Source organism: Kitasatospora sp. NPDC088742 (assembly GCF_055584905.1).
In genome coordinates, this window is the sequence record NZ_JBVJLD010000024.1 from 65957 (window position 1) to 92152 (window position 26196).

The window sequence follows — 26196 nt, forward strand, 5'->3', positions numbered from 1 at the left end:
GTGGACGGGTGCGGCGCGGACGACGGATGAACACAGGCGGACAGGACTGGGACGTGGGCCGGCCCGAGCGCCTGTACGTGATCACCCGGGGCCGGAGCGGGGCGGCCGACCGGGCCGTGTTCGACCTGGTCACCCTGGTCGTGGCCCGCTCCGAGCCGACGCCGACCATGCAGCCGGAGCACGCGGCGATCCTGCGGATCTGCGCCACGCCGCTCTCGGTGGCCGAGATCTCTGCCCATCTGAGGCTGCCGGTGAGCGTGGTCACCGTGCTGCTGGCGGACCTCCTCGCCCAACGGCGGATCGAGGCCCGGGCCGGAGTACCGAAGGCGATCCTTCCCGACATCGCCCTGTTGGAAGCGGTGATCAATGGACTTCAGAGACTCTGACGCGGTGCTCCCCGGGCCGCGCGGCGACGAGCTGCTGCCCGCCTCGGCCGCCACGGCGGTCAAGGTGGTGATCGTGGGCGGGTTCGGCGTCGGCAAGACCACGCTGGTCGGTTCGGTGAGCGAGATCCGTCCGCTGACCACCGAGGAGACGATGACCCAGGCGGGCGCGGGCGTCGACGACACCGAGGGCATCGAGCGCAAGACCTCCACCACGGTGGCGATGGACTTCGGCCGGATCAGCATCAGCGAGGAGCTGGTGCTCTACGTCTTCGGCACCCCCGGCCAGGAGCGGTTCTGGTTCCTCTGGAACGGCCTGTTCGACGGCGCCCTGGGTGCGGTGGTCCTGGTGGACACCCGCCGGCTGGAGGTCAGCTTCGACGTGATCGGGCGGCTGGAGGACAGCGGCGTGCCCTTCGTGGTCGCGGCCAACACCTTCCCCGAGTCGCCGACCCACCCGGTCGAGGACCTGCGCGCCGCCCTCGACCTTCCCCCCGAGGTGCCGATCGTCAACTGCGATGCCCGGAGCCGCAGTTCGAGCCGCGACGTGCTGATGGCCCTGATGCGCTACCTGTACGACCGCTCGGCCGCTCCGGTGCGCTGACCCCGCCCCGAGCCCACCGCCCCGAGCCCACCCCGAAGCCAATCCCCCCATGAGAACCCGGAGTTGCCGTGACCAACCCGTACGACGACGCGCCGTCCACCCCTCCGCCCGGCTGTCCCGCCCACGGGCTGGGCGCGGAGGGACTCCGGCGGCTGTACGGGCCGGAGGCGGAGGCGGACCCGGCGGGCCTGTACGAGAAGCTGCGGGCGGAGCACGGCGAGGTGGCGCCGGTGCTGCTCCACGGCGACCTGCCCGCCTGGCTGATCCTCGGCCACTCGGCCAACCTCACCGCGATGCGCACGCCCTCCCGCTTCTCCCGGGACTCCCGCCGCTGGACGGCCTTCCAGGAGGGTCTGGTCACCCAGGACTCCCCGCTGATGCCGGTGATCGCCTGGCAGCCGCTCTGCGTCTTCGCCGACGGTCCCGAGCACCGCCGCCTGCGCGGCGCCGTCACCGACGGCCTCAACCGCTTCGACCGGCGCGGCATCCGACGCTACGTCACCCGCTTCGCCGACCAGCTGATCGAGGACTTCGGGCCGACCGGGCGGGCCGAGCTGATCTCGCAGTTCGCCGAGCACCTGCCGATGCTGGTGATGACCCACGTGGTCGGCATGCCCGAGGAGTTCGGCCCCCGACTGGTCGAGGCCGCACGGGACTTGATGAAGGGCACCGAGACGGCGATCGCCAGCAACGACTACGTGGTGGCCACCCTGCGCCGCACGATGGAGCGCAAGCGGGTGGCGCCCGGCGCCGACCTGGTGTCCTGGCTGATGCAGCACGAGGCGGGGCTCACCGACGACGAGGTGCTGGAGCACCTGCGGGTGGTGCTGCTCGCCGCGAACGAGTCGACGGTCAACCTGATCGCGGACACCCTGAAGATGGTGCTCACCGACCGCCGCTTCCGCGCCCACCTCTCCGGCGGCCACATGACCCTGCCCGACGCGCTGGACCAGGTGCTCTGGGACTCCGCGCCGATGTCGCTGGTGGCGGGGCGCTGGGCCACCGGCGACACCGAGCTCGGCGGGCAGCAGATCAAGTCCGGCGACATGCTGCTGCTCGGCCTCGCGGCCGGCAACGTCGACCCGGCCGTCCGCCCCGACCTGTCGAAGCCGCTGCACGGCAACCGGGCCCACCTGGCCTTCGGCGGCGGCCCGCACGAGTGCCCTGGCCAGGACATCGGCCGGGCCATCGCGGAGACCGGCATCGACCTGCTGCTGGCCCGGCTTCCCGACATCCAACTCTCGATCGAGGAGGAGGAGTTGAGCTGGACCTCGGCCTGGCTCTCCCGGCACCTGGTGGAGCTCCCGGTGCACTTCACCCCCAAGGCCGGGGCTCCGAGGGAGGCCACCGTCACCGCCACGGTGCCGATGACCGCGCCGATGACCGCACCGCCGCTCCCGCCCGCCCCGCCGGTGGTCCCGCCCACCGTCCCGGCACCGCGGGCGGCGGCCGTCCCCGGGCCGCGGCGCAGCTGGTGGAGCGCCCTGGTCGACGTCTTCCGGCGCTGAACGGGCAGTTGGGGCGGCCGGTAAACCGGATTCGTTCCGACGCGACCTGAAGTACGGTGCTTCCAGGAGGCGTTGGGGCCTCCGAGGACGTACGAGACAGAGATGGATGGCATGGTCACTACCTCGAAGGTGGGCGAACTCCCGATCGCGGTGCGGGACTACGGCGGCAGCGGGCAGGACGTGCTGCTGATCCACGGCGGCGGACGGTCCGGGGGCGACTGGGACCCGTTCGCCAAGGTGCTGGTGGAGCAGGGCTTACGTCCGGTCACCATGGACCTGCGCAGCCACGGCGACTCGGGTTCGGCGCCCTGGTCCTGGGAGGCGGTGGCGGACGACGTCACCGAGGTGGTGGAGGCGCTCGGCCTCACCCGGCCGGTCCTGATCGGGCACTCGCTGGGCGGGATGGTGGCGGCGGTCTGGGCCACCGGGCACCCGGAGTGCACGTTGGCGGTCAACCTCGACGGGCACGGCAACCCGACCGGCCCGGAGCAGATGCTCGGCATGGACGGGGTGACGGCCGACTGGGCCTACGGGCACCTGGCCGAGGAGCTGGAGGACATGGCGAAGGGCATGGACCCCGGACTGCGGGAGATCATGCGGGCGATCGACGCCCTCGACCTGTTCGCCACCTACCGGGCCGTCAAGGCCCCGCTGCTGGTGGTCAGCGGTGACCTGGGCGGCGAGTACGCGATGCTGTTCAACGAGCCCGCGGGGCAGGCCTGGGCGGCCGGGTTCGCCTGGCTCAAGGAGCAGCTGCGCCTGATCGACGCGGAGTCCGAGCTGGTCACCTGCGCGAAGATGCGGACCGGGCACGATCCGCACCGGGAGGACCCGGACGGGCTGGTGCTGCTGATCGCCGAGCACTTCGAGGGCTTCGTCGACCTGACCTGACCCGACCAGAGCCGTCAGGGGCGCCCCGGGACCGGGGCGCCCCTGACGGTGGCTCAGACGCCGTCCACGATCAGCAGGTCGAGGTCGGCGTGGCCCTTCCGCAGGACCGCGGCCTCCCGGTAGGCGGCGGAGTCGTACCAGCCGCGGGCCAGCTCGGCGCTCGGGAACTCGATGAGCACCAGCCAGGTCCCGTCCCAGGAGCCCTCCCGCACCTCCAGGCCGCCGCCCCGGACGACGAAGCGTCCGCCGTACTCGGCCAGTGTGGCGGGGAAGGTCCCGGAGTAGCGCGCCATCTCCGCGGAGCCGTCGGAGCTGCGGACGTTGACGAGCACGTAGGCGGCCATCGGTCACTCCTCCGGGAGGGGGAAGTCCGCGACCACCCAGGTGGCGATGGAGCGCCAGCGCTCGACGCCCTCCCGGTGGTCGGGGTGGTCGAGGTAGCGGCCGATCGCGTCGAGGTCGGCGAAGGTGCCGATCAGGGCGAAGTCGTAGCCCGCCGCACGGGAGTTGAGGTTGCGGCCGTGCTCCCAGCCGAGGATCTCCGGGATGTGCGCGGGGTGGGCGGCGGTGGCCGCCTCGGCCTCGGCCGCACGCGGGTCCGACCAGTCCAGGCCGTCGCGGAAGCGGAACAGCACCACGTGGCGGATCACGACAGCACCAGCTCCGTCCCCAGGCCGGCCTCGGTGGCGGCACGCAGCGCGGTGAAGCCGGCCGCCAGGTCCTGGACGGCGGTGCCGACCGACTTGAACACCGTCCGCTCCAGCGGGTCCGTCCGGCCGGGCGGGCCGCCGAGCAGCAGCTCGCCGAGCTCGCCCCGCACGTGGTCGGCGCCGATCAGGCCCTCGCCCCGGGCCAGCACCAGGTCGCCCGCCTCGGCCCAGGCCGCCTCGCGGCTGTCCACGAAGACCGAGGCGTCCCGGACCACGGCGCCCGCGAGCTCGCGGTGGTCGGGGAAGGAGGAGCCGACGGCGTTGACATGGGCCCCGGGAGCCAGCAGGCCGGGCCCGAGCAGGGGTTCGCGCGCGGAGGTGACCGTGCAGACCAGGTCGGCGCCGTCCACGGCGGATTCCACCCGGTCGGCGACCTCCACCTCCTGCGCCAGCCGGTCCGCCGCCCAGACGCGGAAGGACTCGGCGTGACCGGGGTCGCGGCTCCAGACCCGGACACGGCGCAGCTTGCGCACCTCGGCCATGGCGCGCAGGTGGCTGCGGGCCTGGGTGCCGGAGCCCAACAGGGCCAGGTCGCCCGCGTCCTGACGGGCCAGCAGGTCGGTGGCGACCGCCGAGACCGCCGCGGTGCGCACGGCGGTGACCGCCGCGCTGTCCAGCAGGCCGACGCAGGCGCCGGTCCCCGGGTCGAACAGCAGCAGGACGCCGGTGACGGTGGGCCGGCCCCGGGCGGCGTTGCCCGGCACGTGCAGGACCGTCTTGACGCTGAACCCGCCCTCGCCGCCCGCCAGGTGACAGGGCATCGCGGCCATCGCGGCGCCGGCCCCGTCCGGGCGCAGCACGGTGCGGACCGGCTGGGTCACCAGGCCGCGCGCGTGCGCGCGCAGCGCCTCCCGCAGGGCGGTGACCGCCCGGTCCATCGGCAGCAGCCGCTCGACCAGGTCGTGATCCAGGCAGCGCATGGTCATCCTCCTCTGCGGGCCGGGGACGGGCGGTCCGCCCCGGCGGTCCGGTCCCGGCGGGCCGGCACGGTCGCGAACACCGACCAGAGCATCCGGATCGCCCGGGTGCGGGAGACGAACGCCAGGCCGGCGCCCTCGGCGGCGAGTTCGGTGGTCAGCGCGAGGTCCACCTCGGCGCGGTCGGCCATCGCGGCGGCCTGGCTGGTGGAGGCGGCGAACACCACCTCCTCGGCCCAGGAGCCGGCCGGCATCAGTTCCTCGATCAGCGGCTCGGGGGCCGGGTGGGTGGCCACCGTGACGGCGCCGTGCGGCGAGCGGCCCGGCCGGGCGGCGAGGCCGTACAGCGGGGTGTCCAGCACGAAGGCGCCCGCCAGCCGGAGCCTGGGGTCCATGTAGAAGGTGGAGATCCGGGCGTAGGCGTTGGCGACCAGGAGCAGGTCGGCCTCCTCCTTGAGCACCAGGTGGTGCGCCTCCTCGTAGCTGTCGCGCAGCTCGATCCGGGGCGGGCGCGGGCGCCGGCCGGCCTCGGTCAGCAGGCGGGCCAGCAGGAAGCCGGCGGCGGCCTCGCTGCTGGTGCCGCTGGGGCCCAGCGTGGAGACGGTGACGGGGCCGCGCGCCAGCGTGGCCAGGGCGAGGTCCACCACCGGCGGGCCGAACCGTCCGCTGGCGGCCGGGGGCCGGTACTGGTAGGTGGTCATCGTGGTTCCGGTCCATCCATGCCGGGGAGAACGGGAGTCGGGAGCATCGTGGGGCCCGGTCAGCCGTCGAGGCGGACCGAGGTCAGCCACGGCCGGTAGCGCGGCTCCGCGCCGCGCACCAGCCGGTCGTAGCAGGCGCGGAGCTTCTCGGTGACGGTGCCCGGCACGCCGCGGCCGACGGTGTGCCCGTCGATCTCGGTCACCGGGGCGATCTGGCAGCCGGTGCCCACCAGGAAGACCTCGTCGGCGGTGTAGAGCTCGGCGCGGGAGACCGTGCGCTCCTCCACCGGCACGCCGAACTCGGCGGGCAGCAGCTCCAGGACGGCGGCCCGGGTGATGCCGGGCAGGATGTCCGCGTCGGCGCCGGGGGTGACGGCGCGGCCGTCCCGGACCAGGAAGAGGTTGGCCGTCGAGGCCTCGGCGACGTCCCCGCGCTGGTTGAGGAAGATCACGTCGTCGAAGCCGCCGGAGGCCGCCTCGTCCATCGCCAGCGCGTTGTTGACGTACCCTCCGGTCACCTTGGCCCGGGAGGGCAGCGAGCTGTCCGGGATCCGCCGCCAGGAGGTGACCGCGCAGCGCAGGCCGCGGGCCGGCAGGTAGTCGCCCATCGGCAGGGCCTGGATGGTCAGGCCGCTGCTGACCCCGCGCAGCCGGACGCCGAAGCGGGTGCCGGGCTCCAGGGCCCGCTTGCTCGCGAGCGGGCGGAGGTAGACGTCGCCCCGGTGGCCGTAGCGGCGGAGCAACTCGGCCGAGATCTCGACCAGTTCGCCGACCTCGTGGCCGAGGTCGATCCGCAGCAGCCGGGCCGAGTCGGCCAGCCGGCGGTAGTGGTCCTCGGCCCGGAGCAGCCAGAGCCGGTCGTGTTCGGCGCTCCAGTAGGCCCGGATGCCCTCGAAGACACCGGTGCCGTAGTGCAGGGCCTGGGTGCTGACGGGTAGTCGGACGTCGTCCTCGCGGTGGAAGGCGCCGTCGTGGTAGACGATCCGGTCCTGGGGGTGGGGGGTGCTCATCGGGACTCCCTGCGTTCGGCGATGGCGAGTGCGGCGCGGCGTTCGCCGTCCGCGGCCCGGCGTCGGTCGTGCAGCCGCGCGGCCTTCCAACTGACCATCGCGCCGGTGCCGGTGATGGCGCCGAGCCGGTCCTGGACGACCCGGGCCCGGCAGGCCCAGCGGTCCTGCACGGCCCGGCGGACGCGGTCGGCGACCGCCTCGTCCAGCCGGGCTCCGGCGGCCGGTTCGAGCGTGACGGTCAGCGTGTCGAGACCGTCCGAGGTGTCGATGGCCAGCGAGTAGTCGACGCAGCCGGCCGCGTGCTCCAGGACCGCCTCCTCGAGCTCGTAGGCGCTGACCAGTTCGCCCGCGAGCTCGATCCGGTCGCGCACCCGTCCGAGCGGCAGCAGCACCGGCGAGGGGTAGCGGCCGCCGGGCGCGGGCGGCAGCAGCCGGACCAGGTCGCCGGTGCGGTAGCGCACCAGCGGCTTGCTGCCCTGGTAGAGGTGGGTGACGACCAGTTCGCCCTCGCGCGGCCCGGCGGCCTCGGGCACCGGGCGCCCGGTCACCGGGTCGACCAGCTCGTAGAGGACGTTCAGCGGGACGGTGCGCAGCCGGCCGTCGGCGTGCACCGCGCCGAGCACCGAGGCCTCCTGGGAGGCGTACAGGCAGTTGAGGGCGGTGCCGCCCCACAGGTCGCCGATCCGGCGCAGCAGCCCGGGCGTGGTCAGCTCCCCGGTCAGCATCAGCAGCCGGACCCCGAAGTCGCGGGACGGGACCAGGCCGGCCAGCGCCGCCTCCTTGGCCAGCGACAGGGCCATGCCCGGGGTGCAGAACAGCGCCGTGACCCGCAGCTCGCGCAGCACCTGGAGGGCGCGCGGGAACCCGACCACGGGGGAGTGCGGCCACATCTTGACCACCGCGCGGCCGAGGTTGCGGCAGACGTCCCCGAAGGTGTCGCCGGTGGAGTGCAGTTCGGTGGGCCCGAGCACCGCGACCACGTGGTCGTCCCCGTGCGCGCGGAACACCTCGTCGTAACAGACCGTCAGGGCGGTGTTGTTGACCAGGCTGTCGACGTTGTCGCGGGGGCACGGGGTCGCGCTGCCGGTCGTCCCGGTGGTCTCGTAGAAGATCCAGGACTCGGAGACCGGCCGGGAGAGCAGGTCGAAGCCGTGGCGGCGCAGGTCGTCCTTGGTGGTGAAGGGGAGCCGGGCCAGTTCCGCCCGGGTGGGCGGGCCGTCCGGCGGGGGTGGCAGGTGGCGGGTGTAGAACGGCGAGCGGCCGGCGACGTAGTGCAGCGTGCGGTGCAGCGCCTCGTCCTGGTGGCGGGTCAGGCGGCGGTCGCTCCAGTCGCCGGCCGCGAAGGTGCGGTGGTCGGCCACCGTCCGGCGGGCGAACGCGTCGAGGCCGTCGTCGAAGAGGGTGAACATGCCGTCGTCCTCCAGCGGTCGGTCAGCAGTCGGTGAGCAGCAGCAGGGGCCGTTCCACCAGGCCGGCGACCCGGTGGAGGAAGGCGGCGGCCTCGACGCCGTCGCAGACCCGGTGGTCGAAGGTGACGGCCAGTCGGACGGTCCTGCGCAGGGCGAGGGTGCCGCGGTGGGCCCAGGGCCGCTCCACGATCCGGGCGACGCCCAGCATCGCGGCCTGCGGGTGGTTGAGGATCGGGTCGGCGCCGTCCACGGCGAGCGGCCCGTAGTTGTTGAGGGTGAAGGTGCCGCCGGTCAGGTCGGCCGCGCCGAGGCCGCCCTCGGCCGCAGCCCGCACCAGGCGGGTGGTGCCGGCGGCCAGCTCGGCCAGCGAGCTCCGCTCGGCCCGGTGCAGCACGGGCACCAGCAGGCCGGAGCGGCCCTGGACGGCGATGCCCAGGCCGACCGAGCGCCGGCGGGTGATCAGCCCGGCCTCGCCGTCCACCGTCGCGTTGAGCGCCGGGTGCCGGGTGAGGGCGGTCACGCAGATCCTGGCCAGCAGTGCGGTCATCGGCATCGGGAGGCCGGTGGAGTCGGCGAGTTCGCGCCGCAGCCCGGTGAGGTCGGTGGCGTCCGCCTCCACCCAGCAGGAGGCGTGCGGGGTCTCGGCGCGGCCGCGCAGGTATTTGCGGGCGGCCGCCCGGTTCACCGGGACGACCTGGTCGCCGTCGTCGGCCGGCGGTGCCGGGCGCGCGGCGGTGGCGCTCAGTTCGGCGACGGCCCGCTCGACGTCGGCGCGTTCGATCCGGCCGTCCGGGCCGGTGCCGCGCAGGGCGGCGAGGTCGATGCCGTGCTCCCGGGCGGTCTTGCGGACCACCGGCGACACCACGGCGACGGGTACGGCGGGTGCTGCTGCCGGTGCTGCCGGTGCGGCGGCGGCCCGGGGGACCGGGCCCGCGCCGGCGGGGCCCCAGACCGGGGCCTCCTCCTGCGGACGGACCGTCAGCAGCGGCTGCCCGACCGGCAGCACCGCACCGGCGGCGGCGTGCAGCTCGGTGACCAACCCCTCGACGGGGCAGGGCAGTTCGACCACGGCCTTGGCCGTCTCGACCTCCGCCACCGGCTGGTCGACCGCGACGGTGTCGCCGACCGCGACCAGCCAGCGCAGCACCTGGGCCTCCGTCAGGCCCTCGCCCAGGTCGGGGAGGAGGAACTCATGCACGGTGACCACCGGTCACCCCTTCCTGGTCCGGGGCCCAGCGGAGTTCGGTGACCGCCGCCAGGATCCGCTCCGGACCGGGCAGGTGGTACGACTCCAGCCGGGGCGGCGGGTACGGGACGTCGAGGCCGGTGACGCGCAGCACCGGGGCCTCCAGGTAGGAGAAGCACTCCTGGGTGACCCGGGCCGCGATCTCCGCGCCGGGGCCGCCGAAGCCGCTCGCCTCGTGCACCACGACGGCCCGCCCCGCCGAGCTGACGGCCCGGCAGACGGTCTCCTCGTCGAACGGCACCAGGCTGCGCAGGTCGACCACGGCGAGCTCCAGGCCGTACCGGCTCCGGGCGGTCTCGGCCGCCTCCAGGCAGACCGGCAGGCAGGCGCCCCAGGTGATCAGCACCGCGTCGGTGCCGGGCCGGCGGACCACCGCGCGGCCGATCGGCGGGGCCGTCCCGGGGTCCTCGGGCGACCAGTCGGCCTTGGTCCAGTAGCTCCGCTTGGGCTCCAGGAAGACCACCGGGTCCGGGGACTCGATGGAGCGGCGCAGCAGGTGGTAGGCGTCCTCGACGGTGCCGGGGGTCACCACCTGCAGCCCGGGGACGTTCAGGTAGAGCGCCTCGGAGGCGTCGCTGTGGTGCTCCACCGCGCCGATGCCGCCGCCGTAGGGGATCCGGACGGTCAGCGGCATCGGCAGCCGGCCCCGGGTGCGGTTGCGCATCTTGGCGACGTGGCTGGCGAGTTGCTCGAAGGCCGGGTAGGCGAAGGCGTCGAACTGCAGCTCCACCACGGGCCGCAGCCCGTACATCGCCATGCCGACGGCGGCGCCCAGGAAGCCCGCCTCGGCGGCCGGCATGTCCGCGCAGCGGTCCTCGCCGAAGCGCTCGGCCAGCCCGGAGGTGATCCGGAAGACTCCGCCGAGCCGGCCGACGTCCTCGCCGAGCAGGTGGACCGCCGGGTCCTCGGCGAGGGCGTCGCCGAGGGCCGCGTTGAGGGCCTGCGCCATGGTCGTGGTGGTCATCGGACACGGTCCTCGGGCCGGGGGCAGCCGGTAAACCCGGCCGCCTGCCGGAGCAGGTGGGCGGGCGGCTCGGCGTACACGTGGCGGAACAGCTCGGCCGGGCCGTGGTCGGCCGCCCGCGCCATCCGGGGGCGCAGCTCGCGCATCCGGCGGTCGGCGTCCTCCCGGGCGGCCAGCACGGAGCCGTCGTCCAGCAGCCCGCGCTCGCGCAGGCGGCGCTCGGCCAGCACCAAGGGGTCGCGCAGGCGGGCCAGTTCGACCTCTGCCCGGTCCCGGTAGCGCTGCGGGTCGTCGGTGGTGGTGTGGCCGTCCAGCCGGTAGGTGAGCGCCTCGACCAGGACGGGGCCGCCGCCGTCCCGGGCCGAGGCCAGCGCCTCGGTGAGCACGGTGTGCACGGCGAACACGTCGTTGCCGTCCACCTGGACGGACTCGACGCCGTAGCCCGGGCCCTTGTCGGCCAGGGCCGCGGCCGCGCACTGCCGGGCGAGCGGGACGGAGATGGCGTAGCCGTTGTTCTGCACCAGGAACACCACCGGGGCGCGGAGCACCCCGGCGAGGGTGAGGGCCTCGTGGAAGTCGCCCTCGCTGGTGGCACCGTCGCCGAGCAGGGCGAGCGCGGCGACCCGGTCGCCCGCCAGCCGGGCCGCGTGCGCCAGGCCGACGGCGTGCGCGCAGTGGGTGGCCAGCGGGGTGCACAGCGGCGCCACCCGGGTGGCCAGCGGGTCGTGGCCGCTGTGCCAGTCGCCGCGCATCAGGGTGAGCGCCTCGCCCGGGTCGACGCCCCGGACGGTCACCGCGAGGATGTCGCGGTAGGTGGGGAACAGCCAGTCCCGCCCGTCCAGGGCCAGCGCGGCCCCGATCTGGCAGGCCTCCTGGCCGGTGGTGGACGGGTAGACCAGCAGGGACCCCTGCCGGGCCAGCGCGTTGGCCTGTTCGTTGAAGCGCCGGCCCGCCACCAGCTCGCGGTACAGCCGCAGTGCGAGCCGGTCGTCCACGTGCTGATCGGCCGGTGCCCCGGGCGCGTCCGCGGTGGTCGCCACGGTCATCCTCGGCCCCCTTCTGAATCGGATCGGACGTGCGCGGTGGTCGTGCGCGCAGCGGTCACGGCCGCAGACGGACCGGCAGGGCCTCCAGGCCGCGCACCAGGGTGCTGTGCCGCCACACCAGCTCGTCGAAGCCGCCGTCCAGCGCCATGTCGGGGAAGCGGGTGACCAGTTGGCGGAACGCCACCTCGGCCTCCAGCCGGGCCAGCGGCGCGCCCACGCAGTAGTGGATGCCGTGGCCGAAGGCGAGGTGCCCGCCGGCGTTGCGGGTGACGTCCAGCCGGTCCGGCTCCTCGAACTGCTCCGGGTCCCGGTTGGCGGAGCTGAGCCCCACGATCACGAACTCGCCCTCGGGGATGGTCACCTGACCGAGCGTCAGCGGCTCCGTGGTGAAGCGCAGGGTGGTGAGGTTGACCGGCCCCTCGTAGCGCAGCAGCTCCTCCACCGCCCCCGCGACCAGGCCCGGGTCGCGCCGCAGCAGGGCGCGCTGCTCCGGATGCCGGAGCAGCGAGAGCACACCGTTGCTGATCAGGTTGACGGTGGTCTCGTGGCCCGCCACCAGGAGCAGGAAGGCCATCGAGACCAGCTCGACCTCGGTGAGCTGGTCCTCCTCGTCGGTGGCCTGGACCAGCGCGGTGAGCATGTCGTCCGCCGGTTCGGCCCGTTTGGCGGCGAGCAGCTTGCCGAGGTAGGCCGCCATCGCCGCCGAGTCCTGCTGGACCTTCTGCGGATCGGTGGCGCTCGCCACCGAGACGATGGTGTGCGACCAGGAACGGAAATCGTCGCGGTCCGGCTCCGGAATTCCGAGCAGTTCGCAGATCACCGTGGTCGGCAGCGGGAAGGCGAATTCGTCGATCAGGTCGACGGTCTCCTTCTCCGCCATCCGTTCGATCAGTTCCGCGCCGATTTCCTCGATGCGCGGCCTGAGCGCGGCGACCCGGCGGGTGGTGAACGCCTTCCCGACCAGCTTGCGCAGCCGGGTGTGGTCCGGCGGGTCGCTGTTGAGCATGTGCTCGACGACGGAGTTGTCGTACTTCCAGCGCTTCGCCGGATCGGCGAAGTGGCGCTCGAAGAGGTGCTCGGCGGCGGTCAGCCGCTTGCTCAGCCGCGGGTCGCTGAGGGCCGCCCGGGCCTCCTGGTGGCCCGCCACGATCCACACCTTCTGCCCGTTCGGCAGCCGCGCCTCCCTGGCTCCACCGGCCTCGCGCAGTCGCTCGTAGACGGGGTAGGGATCCTGGAAGAATCCATCGTCGAGAATCAGCGGTCCGAGTTCGCCGGTGTCCACAGACATTCGAACCCTCCTTCGCGGAGCGCCGTACGGGCCGATTGCCCGGATTCGCCGCGCTCGCTTCCAAGAGGATTGTCCGCCCGTCCGGAGAGGCGGCCGCGGACCGTGGCAACTTGCTGCCCCGGCGCCGCCCGGCGGTGAATCAGCCGAGTTCGCGGAGGGAATTGCGCAGCAGTTTTCCGGAGGGCGACTTGGGAATCGCGTCCAGGAACTGCACCAGCCGCACCCGCTGGTACGGGGCGACCCGTCCGGCGACGTGCGCCATCACCTCGTCGGCGGTCAGCTCCCGGTGGCCGGGGGCGCGGACCACGAAGGCCTTGGGCAGCTCGCCCGCCAGCTGGTCGGGCACCCCGACCACCGCCGCGTCGGCGATGCCGGCGTGCGCGAGCAGCACCGACTCCAGTTCGGCGGGCGGGACTTGGTGGCCCTTGTACTTGATCAGTTCCTTCAGGCGGTCGACCACGGTGAAGACACCGCGCTCGTCGTAGCTGACCACGTCGCCGGTGTGCAGGAAGCCCTCGGCGTCGACGGTCCGCGCGGTCGCCTCCGGGTCGTGCAGGTAGCCCTTCATCACGTTCGGCCCGCGGCACCAGAGCTCGCCCCACTCACCCGGGCCGACGTCCCGGCCGGTCTCCGGGTCGACCACCCGGCACTCGGTGTTCGGGACCTGGAAGCCCACCGAGGAGGGGTCGACGTCGGTGCGGTGGTCCGGCACCGCGTGCTGGGCCGGGCTCAGCTCGGTCATCCCGTAGCCCTGCCGGACGTGGCAGCCGAGCCGGCGCTTCACCTGGGTGACCACCTCCTCGTCCAGCGGCGCGGCGCCGGAGGAGAGGAAGCGGACGCTGGAGAGGTCGTGGTCGTCGACCCGCGGGTCCTTGGCCAGCAGCACCAGCAGCGGCGGGGCCACCGGCAGCCGGTCGACCCGGTACCTGGCGACCGTGGAGAGGAAGTCGGTGAACTCGAACTGCGGCACGGTGACCACCGAGGCGCCGGCCTGCAGGCTCTGGTTCAGCACGATCTGGATGCCGTAGATGTGGAAGAACGGCATCAGCGCCAGGGTGCGCGACTCCGGGCCCAGCCCGGTCATGAAGGTCTGCGTCTGCAGCATGTTCGCCACCAGGTTGCGGTGGGTCAGCATGACCCCCTTGGCCGGCCCGCTGGTCCCCGAGGACCACGGCAGCAGCGCGACGTCCTCGCCGGGCACGGTGCGGACCGGGCCCGGCTCGGCGCCCAGCGCCAGCAGCTCGGCCAGCGCCGGGTACGGCCCCGAGGCGGGCGGCGCGTCCAGCACCACCACGTCCTGCTCGGCCCAGCCCTGCCGGCACAGCTCGGCGGCGGAGTCCAGCAGGGCCGTCTCGGTGAAGAGCAGCCGGGCGCCGGAGAGCTTCAGCTGACGGGCCGTCTCCTCGCCGGTGCTCAACGGGCTGAGCAGGGTCACCGTGGCGCCCGCCCGGAGCGCGCCGTGCACGGCCGCCGCGTACTGCCAGTTGTTGCGGGACCGGACCGCCAGCACGTCGCCGTGGCGGATCCCCCGCCGGGCCAGCGCGCCCGCGGTGGCGGTGACGGCCCGGTCGAGTTGACGGTAGGTCACCTCCAGGCCGCTCGGGCCGTCGATCAGCGCGGTGCGGTCGGCCCGGGCGCCGAGCTCGCCGAGCACGAACTCGGTGAGCGGGACGTCGGGGACGGTGAGGTCGGGCCAGGGGCTGCGTAAGAACGTGGTCACGGCGGTCGGCTCCTCGGGTCGGGTCGGACGGGTCCGGACATGGAGGGGGCCGGGGGCGGCGTCCGGGCCGCCCCCGGCCCCTCCGGTCAGGGGGAGAGCGCTACGGGAGCGTGCTCTCGAACTCCAGGGTGTCGAGCTCGTGCATGTCCTCGTCGGTCAGCCGCAGGGCGCCCGCCGCGATGTTGGACTCCAGGTGCGCGAGGGAGGAGGTGCCGGGGATCGGCAGGATCGCCGGGGAGTGCTGGAGCAGCCAGGCGATCGCCACCTGCTGCACCGTCACGCCGTGGCGCTCGGCGACCGCGTCCACCGAGGCGTGCTCCTGGACCATCGGGTGGCCCTTGGTGAAGGTGCCCGCGCCCAGCGGGAAGTACGGCACGAAGGCGATGCCCTGGCGCTCGCACTCGGCGAGCACGCCGCCGCCCCGGCGGTCCAGGACGTTGAACCGGTTCTCCACGGCCGCCACCGGGGCGATCTCCTGAGCCTGCGCCAGCTGCTCGGCGGTCACGGTGCTCAGGCCGAGGTGGCGGATCAGGCCCTTGTCCCGCAGGTCGGCGAGGGCCTGGAAGGACTCCAGCACGGGGGTGCCGTCGGAGGGCAGCAGGAAGTCGCCGGCGACCCGCAGGTAGACGATGTCGAGGTGCTCGCGGCCGAGCCGGCGGAGGTTCTCCTCGACCTGCTCGCGCAGCTGGGCCGGGGAGGCCGCGGCCGGCCAGCTCATGTCCTCGCCGCGGACCACGCCGACCTTGGTGCCGATCACCAGGTCGTCGGCGTACGGGTACAGCGCCTCGCGGATCAACTCGTTGGCCACGTGCGGGCCGTAGTAGTCCGCCGTGTCGATGTGGTCGACGCCGAGCTCGACCGCCCGCCGGACGACCGCCAGCGCCGCGTCGCGGTCGGCCGGCGGACCCCAGACACCCAGGCCGGGGAGCTGCATCGCGCCGAAGCCGATGCGGTTCACCGTTAAGCCGGAGGAGTGGGCCCACTGGCCGGAACGCTTGGCGTCGGGCGTGGAGTTGACTGCTTCACTCATCTGAGTCATGTCCAATTCGATACGGGAGCACCGCTGTTGGGCGCTCCGGTGTTTCGTCGTGCACCAAGTAGTCTTCCAGAACGGTCCCGTCGCCGGTCACGCTTTACCCGATCTGTGCCGCAGCGTGCGGACCGCGTGCGACACCGTCCGGGCCGCCAGCGCGGTGACCGTCAGCGCCGGGGTGACCGCGCCGGTCGAACCCGGGATCAGCGAGCCGTCCACCACGAACAGACCGGGGTGGCCGTACACCTCCCCGTCCGGACCGCAGACCCGGCCGAGCACCGCTCCGCCGAGCGGATGGGAGGTGAACGCGGCGGTGGTGGCGTACGTCCGGGTACCCGGGTTGGCCGAGTTGAGCCGCTGGAGCACCCCGTCGAGCACGGTGTCCAGCCCCGGGTCGTCGTTCGGGTAGGTCAGGTGCACGGTGTCGGTGGCGGAGTCGTAGGCGAAGCTGCCGTCCGGCTCGGTGACCTGCATGGCGAAGGTGCCCGACACGCCCTCGCCCGGAACCGGCGAGGACCCGCCCGGGAACTCGGCCAGGCTGATCGCCCGGGCCGGATCGCTCCAGTCGGTGGCAACCACGTGCGCGGGGCCCCCGGTGCTGGGCGGGCCCGGCAGGCCCACCCGGATCGCCAGCCGGTCGGCGTTGTCGCCCCAGTACCGGCCGACCGCCTCCGGCAGGCCGGGCAGGCTGCCCCGGCCGCGCGCGCGGACCAGCAGCTTGGTGGTGCCCATCGAGCCGGCGGCCAGGAAGACCTGCTCGGCCTCGAACACCGGGCGCTCCAGCACCGTCCCGTACTCGTCGATCCGCTCGCACTCCACCCGGTAGCGCCCGCCCGGCAGCCGGGTCAGGTCGGTGACCTGGTGCAGCACCCGCACCGAGACCAGACCGGTGTGCTCGGCCGCGGCCAGCACCGTCCGGTCGACGCTCAGCTTGGCCCCGCTGTTCATGCCGACCTCGGCCTCGCCCGCGATGGCGGAGGCCGGGACCCGGCCGGCCATCTCGGCCCGCACCACGTCCCAGTCGACCTGGATCGCCGGGCGGACCACCCGCAGCCCGGCCGCCGAGGCCTGCCGGACGAACTCCCGGGCACTGCTGTAGTGCGCGTCCGCGAGCACGTCGTCCGGGATCGGCGTGGCGCCCAGCATCCGCAGCGCCGCCGGGTACCAGAGCCGCGCCATCTCCTCGTGGTCGAGCGTCTCCCCGAAGCTGCGCCGGAACAGCTCGGGCCCGGGCTGCATGATCAGACCGTGGTTGACCAGCGAACTGCCGCCGACGCCCGCGCCGGTGGCCACCGTGATCCCGGTGGCCTGGGTGGTCTCCAGCACCCCGGCGTAGCGCGGCACCGGAAGCGTGGTGCTCATCCAGGACGAGCGCCGGTCCGGCGCGGCCAGCGTGCAGAAGGTGTCGTGCGAGGCGGTGACCGGCCAGCGCCGGCCGCGCTCCAGCACCACCGACCGGACACCGGCCGCGGCCAGCAGCCGGGCGGCCACCGAACCCGCGTAGCCGGAGCCGACGATCAGCGCCCCTACGCGCTCCGGCCCGGCCGCCGCCGGTCGCGCGCCCGCGCCCGCCGCACGGGCCGGACCGGCCCCGGCCAGCGTCGCGCCGGCCGCCGCGCCCAGGCCGGCCAGGACGCTTCTGCGGCTGACGCCCGCTCCGGCTTCCGATGTGATCATCCGTCATCTTCCTTCCATGCCCACCGGCCGCGCCGCCCTCGGTCCCGGGTGGCCCGCCGCCGGCACCAGGGTCGCGCGCGGTGGCGCCGAGGGGGCCGGGGTGGCACGAAGTTGTCAATCCCGCCGGTCAGCCGCAGCCCCCGGCGTGCCCCGGGTCGGCGAGCCGGCCCGGCGGCGGGAGCGTCGGCGCGGCTGGGGCCGGTACGGCAGGGGTCGGTTCGGCCGCGGTGCGGGCCGCTTCGGCGGCGGCGAACGCCTCCAGCCGGTCCAGGCCCCAGAACTTCTCCCGGCCGGAGAGGAAGAACGGCACCCCGAAGACGCCGTCCTCACTGACGCTCAGCAGCGCCGCCAGGCCCTGGTGGCGCAGGCCCTCGTCGTCGGCCGCGCCGGCCGCGGCCACCGGGTCGACCCCGGCCTCCCGGGCCACCTCGGCGATCACCGCCCGGTCGCAGACGTCCAGCCCGTCCAGCCAGCGGGCCCGGAAGACGGCCTGGGTGAACTCCTCCGCGAGCCCCTGACGGCGCGCCACGAACCAGGCCAGGTGCGGCACTTCCCACTGCGGATCGCGGTCCACCGGCCAGCGGACCGCCAGCCCCCGGGCGGCGGCCAGCCGCCGGACGTCCTGGAGGATGTAGAAGTGCTTCTCCCGGGACATCGGCTGGTACACGAACCCGCCGCCGGCCTCGGCCAGCAGCTTGCCGCTCAGCTCGTCCGGCTCCCAGAACGGGATCCGCTCGACCGAGCGGGCCAGCTCGGGGTGACGCTCCGTCAACTCCAGGTGGGCCAGCCAGGAGTAGGGGCTACGGAAGGAGAAGTAGTGGCGCGGCGGGCGGGTCGGGCGGCGGCGGGTCATATGACGATGCCGCCGTCGATCTGGAGCACCTGGCCGGTGATGTAGGAGGCCCGCGGCGAGGCCAGGAAGGAGACCAGGTCGGCCACCTCCTCGGGGGTGCCCCAGCGGCCCAGCGGGATGGCCCCGACCTTCTCCTGGCGGACCTTCTCCGGGAGCGCGGCGGTCATGTCGGTCTCGATGAAGCCGGGGGCCACCGAGTTGACCCGGATCCCGTACCGGCCCACCTCCTTGGCGAGGGCCCGGGTGAAGCCGTTGATGCCGGCCTTGGCCGCCGAGTAGTTGGTCTGGGTCGGGTGGCCGTACACGCCGGCGACCGAGGAGAGCGTGATCACGCAGCCGGAGCGGCGCTTCATGAAGGAGAAGATCGCGGCCCGGCAGGCGTTGTAGGTGCCGCCCAGGTTCACCCCGATCACCTCCTGCCAGTCCTCGTCCGCCATCATCAGCAGCGAGCTGTCGCGGACCACGCCGGCCGAGGTCACCAGCGTGTGCAGCGGCCCCAGTTCGTCCTCCACCCGCTGGACGAAGCCGCGCACCTCGGCCGCGGCGGCGACGTCCACGGCGGCCGAGAGCGAGCGCGCCCCCAGCCCGGCCAGTTCCTTCTCCAGGCTCTCGGCCTCGTCCGACCGCGAGCGGTAGCAGAACGCCACGTCCCAGCCGTCCCGCGCCAGCCGGGTCACGACCGCCCGGCCGATTCCCCGGGTCCCGCCGGTCACCAGGGCGACCGGGCGGGCGGCCTCCGTGTTCGTGGGCATCAGGTCTTCTCCTCCTCAGTGGCGCGGGCACCCTCGTGGCCGCGCAGTTCGACGGCCGGGCGGGAGGCCATGACCACCCGCTCGACGGTCATCACCGTGACGCCGCCGACCGTCGACCGGCCCTCGACCACGGCGCTGTCCTCCAACAGCCGGACGGCGCGCACCTCGTGCTCCACCGTGTCGCCGGCCCGGACCGGAGCCAGCAGCCGGATCCCGCTGATGCCGCCGAACAGCATCACCTCGCCGCTCAGCACGTCCGGGTTGGGCCGCTCCCAGGTCACCAGCAGGCCGGCCGTCTGGCACCAGGACTCGATCACCAGCACCGGCGGGAACGGACCCCGCGGACCGGCGCCCCGGAAGCACTCCTCCTCCCCGGTCACGGTGAGCCGGGCGGTGATCCGCTCGCCCGGCACCACCTCGGCCACCTCGTCCACCAGCAGCATCGGCGGCCGGTGCGGCAGCAGCTTCTCGATCAGCGCCCGGTCGCCCACGGCGTGGCTCACGCCGCCACCTCCAGCCGGTAGCGCAGCCGCGCGGTGGCCACCTTGGCGCCGCCGCTGGAGAGTTCGGCCCGGCAGCGCAGGCCGTCGGCGGTCGGCTCGGTGGTGGTCCGCACGCTCACCGTGTGCCCGGGGAAGACCGGGGCCAGGAAGCGGCAGCTCTCGACCTCGGCCAGCACCGGCTCGGCCGTCGCGCCGACGGTCCGCCGGACGGCCTGGTCGGCGCACTCCAGCAGGCACACGCCCGGGAAGATCGGCAGACCCGGGTAGTGACCGCCGAGCACCGTCTCGTCGGCGTGCACGGGGTACTCGCCGGTGAACCCGCCCGCGCCGTCGGCGGTGCCGGTGACCGTGCGGTCCAGCGGGGTCGGCCGCCGCGCGGCGGTGCTCACCGGCCCAGCTCCTCGACCAGCAGGGCGTGCGCCCGGGCCAGCGAGGTGACCTCCCGCAGGCGGGTCTCGTCGAGCTTCACCCCGTAGGTCTTCTCCATCACCACCATCAGCTCCAGGGCCATCAGGGAGTCGACCTCGAGGTCGTCCGCGAAGTGGGCGTCGTCGGTGATCTGGTCGGCGGGCAGGTCGAGCACATCCGCGATCAGGGTGCGGAGCTGCTCGCGGTCGGGGGCGGTGGCGTTGGCCATCGTGGTCACCTTTCTCGGTGGTGGGAGGGGACGGGCAGGACCGGGAGGCGCAGCACGGCGCAGCCGGCCACGCCGTCCCGGTCGACGGCGGTGATCAGGGCGCAGTCCCCGGCCGGGGCCTCCCCGGCCTCGGCCTCGGCCAGCACGGCGGCGATCTGGAAGGCGCCGGAGGCCGCACCGGTGTCGCCGACCAGCGGGCCGAGCGCGCTCCACCGGGGCATCGCCCCGGGCAGCGCCTTCTCGATCGCGGTGCGCTCCAGGTCGTACTGCGCCTCGTCCACGGCGGACGGCGCCACGTGGCGGATCCGGTCGGGGGTGAGGCCGGCCGAGGCGAGCGCGGCGGTCACCTGACGGGTCAACAGGGCCGGGGCCTCGGCGGGCGAGGAGAAGACGCCGAACTCCAGCGCCAGCAGCTCGGCCAGCGGCTGCTCGCCGCGCCCGGCGATCACGTCCAGCGGCTCCAGGGCGAGCACCGCGCAGCCCTCGCCGAGCACGGTCGCGGGGCCGTCCGACTGCCAGGCCTCCAACCGGGCGCGCTGCTCGGAGAACTCCTCGACCGCGCCGCACAGCACCTTGGACGCGCGGCCGGCCCGCCAGAGCCGACGGGCGTAGCTGAGGGCCAGCAGGGTGGTCGCCCTGCCGCCCGCCACCGTGGTGTTGGGGCCGTGCAGGCCGTGCCAGATGGCGCACTGGCCGGCCGCGCAGTTCATCACCGTGTTGGGGAAGCGGGCCGGGTCGACGTGGTACGGCTTCGCCTGGGAGAGCGAGTCGCGGGTGAAGTCCATCATGCTCTGCACGCTGCCGTTGCTGGTGCCCAGCACCAGGGCCACGTCGTCGGCGGGGGGCGTGCCGCCGTCCAGCAGCATGCCCACGGTGGCCACCGCCAGCGCGGTCGCCCGGTCCATGGACCGGGTGCCCTTGCGGCCGAGCACCGTCCGGGCGTCGAAGCCGGGCACCACGGCGGCCTCGGCCACCGGCACGTCCGCGTGCTCCGGGCCGGTCGGGGCCAGGGCGCTGCGGCCCGAGCGGACGCCGAGGGCGAAGGCCTCGCGCCCCGACCCGTACGGCGAGGTGGCCGCCCAGGCGGAGATGCCCAGGCGTCTGCGGTCGGCACCGCCGCCGGGGCGGATGACGGGGGAGGGGGGCATCTGGTCTCTCCTTCGCGGTGGGAGGTGGGGAGTCGGTGGTGCGGTCAGAGGAACCACACCCGCTCGTAGCGGGGGAGCAGGGCGGCGAGCCGCTCGGTCTCGAAGGGCCGGACGCCGGCCGCCAGACGCTCGGGCCCGAGGCCGAGCCGGGCCAGCGCGGCGGTGTCCACGAGGACGGCCGCCCCGTCGGCGAGCAGGTCGGCCACGCCCCGGGCCGGGTCGGCCACCGGGACGGTGCCGGCCGGGCCCAGCCGCAGCACGGCGGCGCCGGGCGCGGCGACCGCGGCGGTCACGGCGGCGCCGCGCAGCACCAGGTCGATGCCGCCGAACTGGCGGCCCAACTCCCGTGCGACGTACAGCACGTCGGCGAAGGAGGTCTCCGCCGCGCCGGTCTGCACCGGTCGCTCCAGCACGGCCAGCAGGGGCCGGCGCTCCGTCGTGGGCTCGTCCGCCGTCACCGGCTCCGGTGCTGCCACCGGCTGACGCACCGTCACCGGCGGCTGCTCCGTGACGGGGTGTCGGGCTGTCGTCGGCTCGTGCGCGGTGCCGGGTCGGCCGTTCATCAGGGACCCCCGAGGTAGACGACCTTGCGGCACTCGCCGACGGTGGCGGCGATCCGCAGGGCCGAGCGGACCCGGACCGGGGCGACGTGCTCGAGGCCGCGCTCCTGGCTGCAGAACCGGCAGGCGTTCCAGCGCAGCCGCCCCTCCCGGCCGGTCAGCAGGGTCTGGACGAGCGCCGCGCTGGTGGGGTACTCGGCGTCCAACTCCCGCATGTTGCGCGGGCGCCGGGCGCCGAGCGCGGCGGAGGTGAGCTGGGTCGCGGAGCCGCAGGCCCAGACCTGGGCGCGGGCGCCCCGGTCGGCGACGGCCCGCAGCAGGCGGAGCACGGTGGTGGCGTGGTCGCCGGTGTGCGGGGTGGCGGACAGGAAGAACAGCACGTCCCACGGGGACGCGGCGGGCGGCGGGGCCATCTCAGTGCCACACCACCCGGACGTCCTCGGCGAGCAGGGCCTCGACCAGCTCGTCAGGCCCGCAGACCTCGACCCCGGCCGGCAGGTCCTCGGTGGCCACGGCGTGCCGGGCCAGCGAGTACGCGTCGGCCTGCACCCGTACCCCGGTGGCGAGCACCGCCACCAGGCCCTCGGCGGGGCGGGCCACCGCCGCGAGCACGCCGTCCTGGATCAGGAAGAGCCGGACGCCGTGGCCGAGCCGGGCCAGCGAAGCGCCGTCCCGGACGAAGGCGCCGCCGCCCGGGTCGGTGAACGGACCGCGGCTCTCCACCAACAGGTAGTCAGCCATCGGCCCGCCTCGCCGGGACGGGGGCGCGGCCGAAGGCGTCCGCGTAGAAGTCGGTGAGCCGCCGTGCGTACTCCTGCCGGTCCTGCCGGTGGGCGTTCACGTGGATGGCGTTCGGCGCCGTCCACACCCGGGCGCCGGGCACCCGGGCGGCCACCGCCTCGATCTCGGCGGGCGGCACCAGGACGTCGCGGGCGGCGGCGACGAACAGCAGCGGGACCTCGGTGCGGGCCAGGGCGGCGGTCCAGTCCGGCCGGACCCCGAGCCGGCGGCGGGCGGTGGCGGTGAAGGCCAGCCGCACCAGCGCGCGGGCGGGCCGGGGGCGCAGGTGCCGGGGCAGCAGGCGGGCCTGCAGGTCGGCGTAGCGGCGCATCGCGGCCGGAATGTCGGCGCCGGGGCCGCTGTCGCAGACCACGGCGTCCGGGTCGGCCGGGCCGCCCAGGCCGTACACGGCGGGCCAGGTGGAGAAGGAGAGGGCCAGCACGCCGACCGCCCCTGACGGGGTGTCGGGCAGCGAGCGGGCGTGGGCCAGCACGTCCCGCAGGTCGGCGGTGTACCGGTCGGCCATCGCCCGGGGCCGCGGATCGCCGTCGCTGGCCCCGTGGTTGCGCAGGTCGTAGGCGAGGACGTGGTGCCCGGCCTCGTGCAGCAGCCGCACCTGCGGCAGGACGCCCGAACGGTCGCGGCCCACGGGGTGGCAGACCACCACCGTGTGCGGCCCCTCCCCGGGCACCAGCCAGGCGGCCAGGCCGAGGCCGTCCCGGGTGGTGATCCGCAGCTCCCGGTGGTCCAGGCCGCTGTCGGCGGGGGTGCGGCCGCCGGTGGCCCGCGGCGGCCGGTAGAGGGCGAGGCCCCGGCGGCGGCCCTCGGCGGCGGCCACCGCCGCCCAGCCGGCCAGGGCCAGGACGGCGACGGCGGCGGCGCCCAGCGCGGTGAGCGGCGCGGTCATGTGGTGTGCACCTCGCCGCCGTCCACGCCGAGCACGTTGCCGGTCAGCCAGGAGGAGTCGAGCAGCGACAGGTGGGTCACCACCTCGGCCACGTCCTGAGGGGTGGTCAGCCGTCCGTGCGGATTGCCGGCCCGGGCGCGCTCCAGCAGCTCCGCGTGCTCGGGGATCCGCTCCAGCGAGCGGGTGCGGGTCACCCCGGCCCGGACGGCGTTGACCGCGACCAGATCGGGGGCGAGCTCCACCGCGAGCTGGCGGACGTGGGCCTCCAGCGCGCTCTTGGCCGCCGACACCGGGCCGTAGTTGGCCGAGACCCGGCTGGTGCCCGCGCTGGTCATGGCGAACACCTTGGAGCCGGGGCGGAGCAGCCCGGCGGCGTGCAGGCCCTGGGTCCAGTAGACGAGCGAGTGCGCCATCACGTCCAGGGTCATCGTCAACTGCCGTGCCTCGACCGGCCCTTGGGCCTCGGTGCCGCGCAGGTAGGGGGCCAGGGTGCCGAAGGCCAGCGAGTGCAGCAGTACCCGCACCCCGCGCTCCCGGGCCAACTCGCCGACGCGCTCCGTCAGTTCGGAGCGGACGGCCCGGTTGGCGGCGTTCGCGTTGTGGAACTCCACGGTGGTGCCGTACGAGCGGAGCCGGTCGGTCAGCGCGGCGATCCCGGGCTCCGCCGCGGCGGTGTCGAAGTGCACGCCCAGCACGTGGGCGCCGCGGCGGGCCAGGCCCTCGGCGACGGCGGCGCCGATGCCGCTGGACGCGCCGAGCACCACGGCCCAGGAGCCTTTCAGGGCATCGTCGTTCACGCCGTCCCCTCCTCCGGGTCCAGGACGGCCAGGGCCACCCGGCCGGTGCCGCAGGCCACCGCCACCACCTGCCGTCCGCCGCCCGAGGCCAGCGCCTCGACCAGCCGCAGCATCGGCGCCAGGCAGCCCGCGCCGAGCGCCTCGGTGCGGACCTCGCCGTACCGCGCCAGCTCCAGGGCGACCAGCCCGGCCGCCGCGGAGCCGTCGGCCACCAGGTGCACCGCGGCCGGGGCCGGGCCGTCCCCCAGCAGCCGGTCCAGGGCGGCCGCCACCCGGCCCGGTGCCGCCCCGCCCGGCGGGACCGCCAGCGAGACGGCCCGCACCGTGCCACGGCCGCGGGTCTCGCGCAGCCGCGCGGCGCCGGCCGGCTCCAGCACCAGGACGGCCGCCCCGGCCTCGCCGGCCGAGGCCGCCCTGTGCCCGGCGGGCAGCGCCGCCTCGGTGGCCCCCACCACCAGCGTGCCCGCCCGGCCGTGCCGGACCGAGGTGCCCGCCAGCGCCAGCGCCTCGAACCCGGCCACCGCCGGGGAGGTGAGCGTCACCGCGAACCCCTTGGTGGCGAACTCGGTGGTGACCCGGCCCGCGTAGGTGTTGATCGAGAAGTACGGCGCCAGGGCCGGGCTGAGGGCGTGCGAGCCCTCCAGGGCCACCGTCTCGTCCATCCCGTCCAGCACCCGGGTGGCCGCGTGGTTGGTGGCCACCACCACGGCCCGCCGGTCCTCCGGCACGCCGTCCAGCCCGCCCGAGTCGGCCACCGCCCGGCGGGCGGCGGCCAGCAGGTAGCCGCAGGCGGGCGGCAGGTAGCGGTAGCCGCGCGGGCCGAGCTGGGCGGCCACGTCGAACCAGGCCGGGTCGGCCTGTCCGGCGCCGGGCGCCCCGTGGGCGGCCCGGCGGGGGTCGTCGGACCAGGGCGTGACCACGCCCACGCCGCTGACCACGAGTGTTGCGGTGTTCACCGGAGGTCCTCCTCTCCGTCGGTCGCCAGCAGGGCGATCGAGACGTTGTTGCCGCCGAAGCCGTACGCGTTGACCAGGACCGCCCGCCCGGCGAGCGGGACCGGCCCGTCCGCCGGGAGCCAGAGCGGGCACCGGGGGTCCTGGTCGGCCACCGGCACGTTCGGCATCACCGAGCGCTCGCGTGCCACCAGGGCCGCGGTGAGCACCGCGAAGGCGCCGGCCGCGCCGCCGGTGTGCCCGACCAGCGCCTTGAGGCTGTAGACCGGCGTGCGGTCCAGCCGGTCGCCGAGCAGCCGGCCCAGCACCGCGCTCTCCACCACGTCGTTGAGCTCGGTGCCGGTGCCGTGCGGGACGACGCAGCCGATCTCCGCGGGCGTGATCCCGGCCTCCTTCAGCGCTCCGCCCATGGCCCGGGTGATCTGCTCGCCGTCCGGGTCGGGGCTGGTGATGTGGTGGGCGTCGCAGCTCCAGCCGCTGCCTCCCACCGTGGCGTAGGCGCGTGCCGAGGCGCCCCGGCGGCGGGCGTGCTCGGCCGACTCCAGGACGAGCACGGCGGCACCCTCGCCGAACACGGTGCCGCGCCGGCCGGCGTCGAACGGCCGGCAGCGCACCGGGTCCATCGCGCCCATCCGGTTGAAGCAGGCCAGCGCCACCCGCGAGTACGCCTCGGAGCCGCCGGCCACCACCACGTCGGCCTCGCCGGAGCGGATCAGGTCCGCCGCCATCGCCACCGCGTAGCCGCTGGCCGCGCAGGCGTTGCCGACCACCGGGGCGGGCCCGGTGGCCCCCACGGCCGCCGCGACCGCCCCGGCCACCCCGTAGGCGGACCGGCCGCCCGGATCGGGGCTGCCGGGGGCGTGGCGCTCGTCGTCGGCGCCGTCGCCGATCGTGGTGCCGACGACGACGGCCGTCCGGGTACGGCCCACCTGCTCGCGGTCCAGCCGCGCGTCGGCCAGCGCCTCCCGGGCCGCCGCCACCGCGAAACCGGTGACCCGCCCGGGACCTGACGGTGCGTCGGGCACCAGGTACATCCGCCGGACCGGGACGTTCGCCCACGGGTCGGCGGTCTCCACCGGCAGGCCGTCGGCCTTCAGCAGGCCCCGGCGGAAGACGTCGAGGCCGGCGCCGAAGGACGAGACGGCGCCCAGACCGGTGATCAGGACCTTGCCATCCATCGTCACTCTCCTGTCGTCGGC

At 75.0% G+C, this 26196-nt stretch carries 30 protein-coding genes; 4 read left to right on the forward strand and 26 right to left on the reverse strand.

Annotated elements, in window-relative coordinates; genetic code table 11:
- Nucleotides 1–26 precede the first annotated feature (26 nt).
- From ACZ6ZR_RS19980 to ACZ6ZR_RS19995, 4 genes are all read left to right on the forward strand, one after another.
- Entirely contained in the window at nucleotides 27–386 is a 360-nt protein-coding gene (locus ACZ6ZR_RS19980; RefSeq protein WP_465644068.1) for a DUF742 domain-containing protein, read from the forward strand.
- The gene (locus ACZ6ZR_RS19985; RefSeq protein ID WP_465644069.1) at nucleotides 367–987 is read left to right on the forward strand and encodes a GTP-binding protein; all 621 of its coding nucleotides are present in this window, start codon (nucleotides 367–369) and stop codon (nucleotides 985–987) included. Before ACZ6ZR_RS19980 ends, ACZ6ZR_RS19985 begins: the two co-directional genes overlap by 20 nt.
- 68 nt (nucleotides 988–1055) lie before the next feature.
- On the forward strand, nucleotides 1056–2495 hold the full coding sequence (locus ACZ6ZR_RS19990; protein WP_465644071.1) for a cytochrome P450: 1440 nt from the start codon (nucleotides 1056–1058) through the stop codon (nucleotides 2493–2495).
- 111 nt (nucleotides 2496–2606) lie between these two features.
- The gene (locus ACZ6ZR_RS19995) at nucleotides 2607–3386 is read left to right on the forward strand and encodes an alpha/beta fold hydrolase (protein WP_465644073.1); all 780 of its coding nucleotides are present in this window, start codon (nucleotides 2607–2609) and stop codon (nucleotides 3384–3386) included.
- A 53-nt stretch (nucleotides 3387–3439) separates the two neighbouring features.
- Here the strand turns inward: ACZ6ZR_RS19995 and ACZ6ZR_RS20000 are convergent, their stop codons facing one another.
- From ACZ6ZR_RS20000 to ACZ6ZR_RS20125, 26 genes are all read right to left on the reverse strand, one after another.
- On the reverse strand, nucleotides 3440–3730 hold the full coding sequence (locus tag ACZ6ZR_RS20000; protein WP_465644075.1) for a DUF1330 domain-containing protein: 291 nt from the start codon (nucleotides 3728–3730) through the stop codon (nucleotides 3440–3442).
- Between the two features lie 3 nt (nucleotides 3731–3733).
- Nucleotides 3734–4036 (reverse strand): Dabb family protein, encoded by a 303-nt coding sequence (locus ACZ6ZR_RS20005; RefSeq protein WP_465644077.1) that lies wholly within the window; start codon nucleotides 4034–4036, stop codon nucleotides 3734–3736.
- Nucleotides 4033–5016, reverse strand: a complete 984-nt coding sequence (locus ACZ6ZR_RS20010; RefSeq protein WP_465644079.1) for an ornithine cyclodeaminase family protein — start codon at nucleotides 5014–5016, stop codon at nucleotides 4033–4035. The genes ACZ6ZR_RS20005 and ACZ6ZR_RS20010 overlap by 4 nt, the downstream gene beginning before the upstream one ends.
- 2 nt (nucleotides 5017–5018) lie before the next feature.
- Nucleotides 5019–5714 carry a type 2 periplasmic-binding domain-containing protein gene (locus ACZ6ZR_RS20015; RefSeq protein ID WP_465644081.1) on the reverse strand — a complete coding sequence of 232 codons (696 nt, stop codon included), beginning with the start codon at nucleotides 5712–5714 and terminating at the stop codon, nucleotides 5019–5021.
- A gap of 59 nt (nucleotides 5715–5773) precedes the next feature.
- Nucleotides 5774–6724 (reverse strand): branched-chain amino acid transaminase, encoded by a 951-nt coding sequence (locus ACZ6ZR_RS20020; RefSeq protein ID WP_465644083.1) that lies wholly within the window; start codon nucleotides 6722–6724, stop codon nucleotides 5774–5776.
- Nucleotides 6721–8133, reverse strand: coding sequence for a phenylacetate--CoA ligase family protein (locus ACZ6ZR_RS20025; RefSeq protein WP_465644084.1), 1413 nt, complete (start codon nucleotides 8131–8133; stop codon nucleotides 6721–6723). The genes ACZ6ZR_RS20020 and ACZ6ZR_RS20025 overlap by 4 nt, the downstream gene beginning before the upstream one ends.
- A gap of 22 nt (nucleotides 8134–8155) precedes the next feature.
- Nucleotides 8156–9340, reverse strand: a complete 1185-nt coding sequence (locus ACZ6ZR_RS20030) for a dihydrolipoamide acetyltransferase family protein (RefSeq protein ID WP_465644086.1) — start codon at nucleotides 9338–9340, stop codon at nucleotides 8156–8158.
- Entirely contained in the window at nucleotides 9324–10343 is a 1020-nt protein-coding gene (locus ACZ6ZR_RS20035) for an alpha-ketoacid dehydrogenase subunit beta (protein WP_465644087.1), read from the reverse strand. Before ACZ6ZR_RS20035 ends, ACZ6ZR_RS20030 begins: the two co-directional genes overlap by 17 nt.
- Nucleotides 10340–11389, reverse strand: coding sequence for a thiamine pyrophosphate-dependent enzyme (locus ACZ6ZR_RS20040; protein WP_465644089.1), 1050 nt, complete (start codon nucleotides 11387–11389; stop codon nucleotides 10340–10342). Before ACZ6ZR_RS20040 ends, ACZ6ZR_RS20035 begins: the two co-directional genes overlap by 4 nt.
- 55 nt (nucleotides 11390–11444) lie before the next feature.
- On the reverse strand, nucleotides 11445–12677 hold the full coding sequence (locus ACZ6ZR_RS20045) for a cytochrome P450 family protein (protein ID WP_465644091.1): 1233 nt from the start codon (nucleotides 12675–12677) through the stop codon (nucleotides 11445–11447).
- Between the two features lie 139 nt (nucleotides 12678–12816).
- Nucleotides 12817–14397, reverse strand: a complete 1581-nt coding sequence (locus ACZ6ZR_RS20050; protein ID WP_465644092.1) for an AMP-binding protein — start codon at nucleotides 14395–14397, stop codon at nucleotides 12817–12819.
- A 100-nt stretch (nucleotides 14398–14497) separates the two neighbouring features.
- Nucleotides 14498–15427 carry an oxidoreductase gene (locus tag ACZ6ZR_RS20055; RefSeq protein WP_465644093.1) on the reverse strand — a complete coding sequence of 310 codons (930 nt, stop codon included), beginning with the start codon at nucleotides 15425–15427 and terminating at the stop codon, nucleotides 14498–14500.
- 96 nt (nucleotides 15428–15523) lie between these two features.
- Nucleotides 15524–17107, reverse strand: a complete 1584-nt coding sequence (locus tag ACZ6ZR_RS20060) for a GMC oxidoreductase (protein WP_465644095.1) — start codon at nucleotides 17105–17107, stop codon at nucleotides 15524–15526.
- A 127-nt stretch (nucleotides 17108–17234) separates the two neighbouring features.
- Nucleotides 17235–17960: a DsbA family protein gene (locus ACZ6ZR_RS20065; RefSeq protein ID WP_465644097.1), complete on the reverse strand. Its 726-nt coding sequence runs from the start codon at nucleotides 17958–17960 to the stop codon at nucleotides 17235–17237.
- Entirely contained in the window at nucleotides 17957–18712 is a 756-nt protein-coding gene (fabG, locus tag ACZ6ZR_RS20070; protein ID WP_465644098.1) for a 3-oxoacyl-[acyl-carrier-protein] reductase, read from the reverse strand. Before fabG ends, ACZ6ZR_RS20065 begins: the two co-directional genes overlap by 4 nt.
- A complete protein-coding gene (locus ACZ6ZR_RS20075) occupies nucleotides 18712–19215 on the reverse strand; it encodes a 3-hydroxyacyl-ACP dehydratase FabZ family protein (RefSeq protein WP_465644099.1) in 504 nt (167 codons plus the stop codon). Before ACZ6ZR_RS20075 ends, fabG begins: the two co-directional genes overlap by 1 nt.
- Entirely contained in the window at nucleotides 19212–19604 is a 393-nt protein-coding gene (locus tag ACZ6ZR_RS20080; protein ID WP_465644100.1) for a 3-hydroxyacyl-ACP dehydratase FabZ family protein, read from the reverse strand. Before ACZ6ZR_RS20080 ends, ACZ6ZR_RS20075 begins: the two co-directional genes overlap by 4 nt.
- Nucleotides 19601–19852, reverse strand: a complete 252-nt coding sequence (locus tag ACZ6ZR_RS20085; protein ID WP_465644102.1) for an acyl carrier protein — start codon at nucleotides 19850–19852, stop codon at nucleotides 19601–19603. Before ACZ6ZR_RS20085 ends, ACZ6ZR_RS20080 begins: the two co-directional genes overlap by 4 nt.
- Before the next feature lie 5 nt (nucleotides 19853–19857).
- On the reverse strand, nucleotides 19858–21000 hold the full coding sequence (locus ACZ6ZR_RS20090) for a beta-ketoacyl synthase N-terminal-like domain-containing protein (RefSeq protein ID WP_465644103.1): 1143 nt from the start codon (nucleotides 20998–21000) through the stop codon (nucleotides 19858–19860).
- Between the two features lie 44 nt (nucleotides 21001–21044).
- Complete coding sequence (locus ACZ6ZR_RS20095) at nucleotides 21045–21494, reverse strand: hypothetical protein (protein ID WP_465644105.1); 450 nt, start codon at nucleotides 21492–21494, stop codon at nucleotides 21045–21047.
- Between the two features lie 68 nt (nucleotides 21495–21562).
- The gene (locus ACZ6ZR_RS20100; RefSeq protein ID WP_465644107.1) at nucleotides 21563–21973 is read right to left on the reverse strand and encodes a hypothetical protein; all 411 of its coding nucleotides are present in this window, start codon (nucleotides 21971–21973) and stop codon (nucleotides 21563–21565) included.
- 1 nt (nucleotide 21974) lies between these two features.
- Nucleotides 21975–22301: a DsrE family protein gene (locus tag ACZ6ZR_RS20105; RefSeq protein WP_465644109.1), complete on the reverse strand. Its 327-nt coding sequence runs from the start codon at nucleotides 22299–22301 to the stop codon at nucleotides 21975–21977.
- Nucleotides 22294–23247: an alpha/beta hydrolase gene (locus ACZ6ZR_RS20110; protein WP_465644110.1), complete on the reverse strand. Its 954-nt coding sequence runs from the start codon at nucleotides 23245–23247 to the stop codon at nucleotides 22294–22296. Before ACZ6ZR_RS20110 ends, ACZ6ZR_RS20105 begins: the two co-directional genes overlap by 8 nt.
- Nucleotides 23244–24044 (reverse strand): SDR family oxidoreductase, encoded by an 801-nt coding sequence (locus ACZ6ZR_RS20115; protein ID WP_465644112.1) that lies wholly within the window; start codon nucleotides 24042–24044, stop codon nucleotides 23244–23246. The genes ACZ6ZR_RS20110 and ACZ6ZR_RS20115 overlap by 4 nt, the downstream gene beginning before the upstream one ends.
- Nucleotides 24041–25000 carry a beta-ketoacyl synthase N-terminal-like domain-containing protein gene (locus tag ACZ6ZR_RS20120; RefSeq protein WP_465644114.1) on the reverse strand — a complete coding sequence of 320 codons (960 nt, stop codon included), beginning with the start codon at nucleotides 24998–25000 and terminating at the stop codon, nucleotides 24041–24043. The genes ACZ6ZR_RS20115 and ACZ6ZR_RS20120 overlap by 4 nt, the downstream gene beginning before the upstream one ends.
- Nucleotides 24997–26175, reverse strand: coding sequence for a beta-ketoacyl synthase N-terminal-like domain-containing protein (locus ACZ6ZR_RS20125; RefSeq protein WP_465644115.1), 1179 nt, complete (start codon nucleotides 26173–26175; stop codon nucleotides 24997–24999). Before ACZ6ZR_RS20125 ends, ACZ6ZR_RS20120 begins: the two co-directional genes overlap by 4 nt.
- Nucleotides 26176–26196 lie beyond the last annotated feature (21 nt).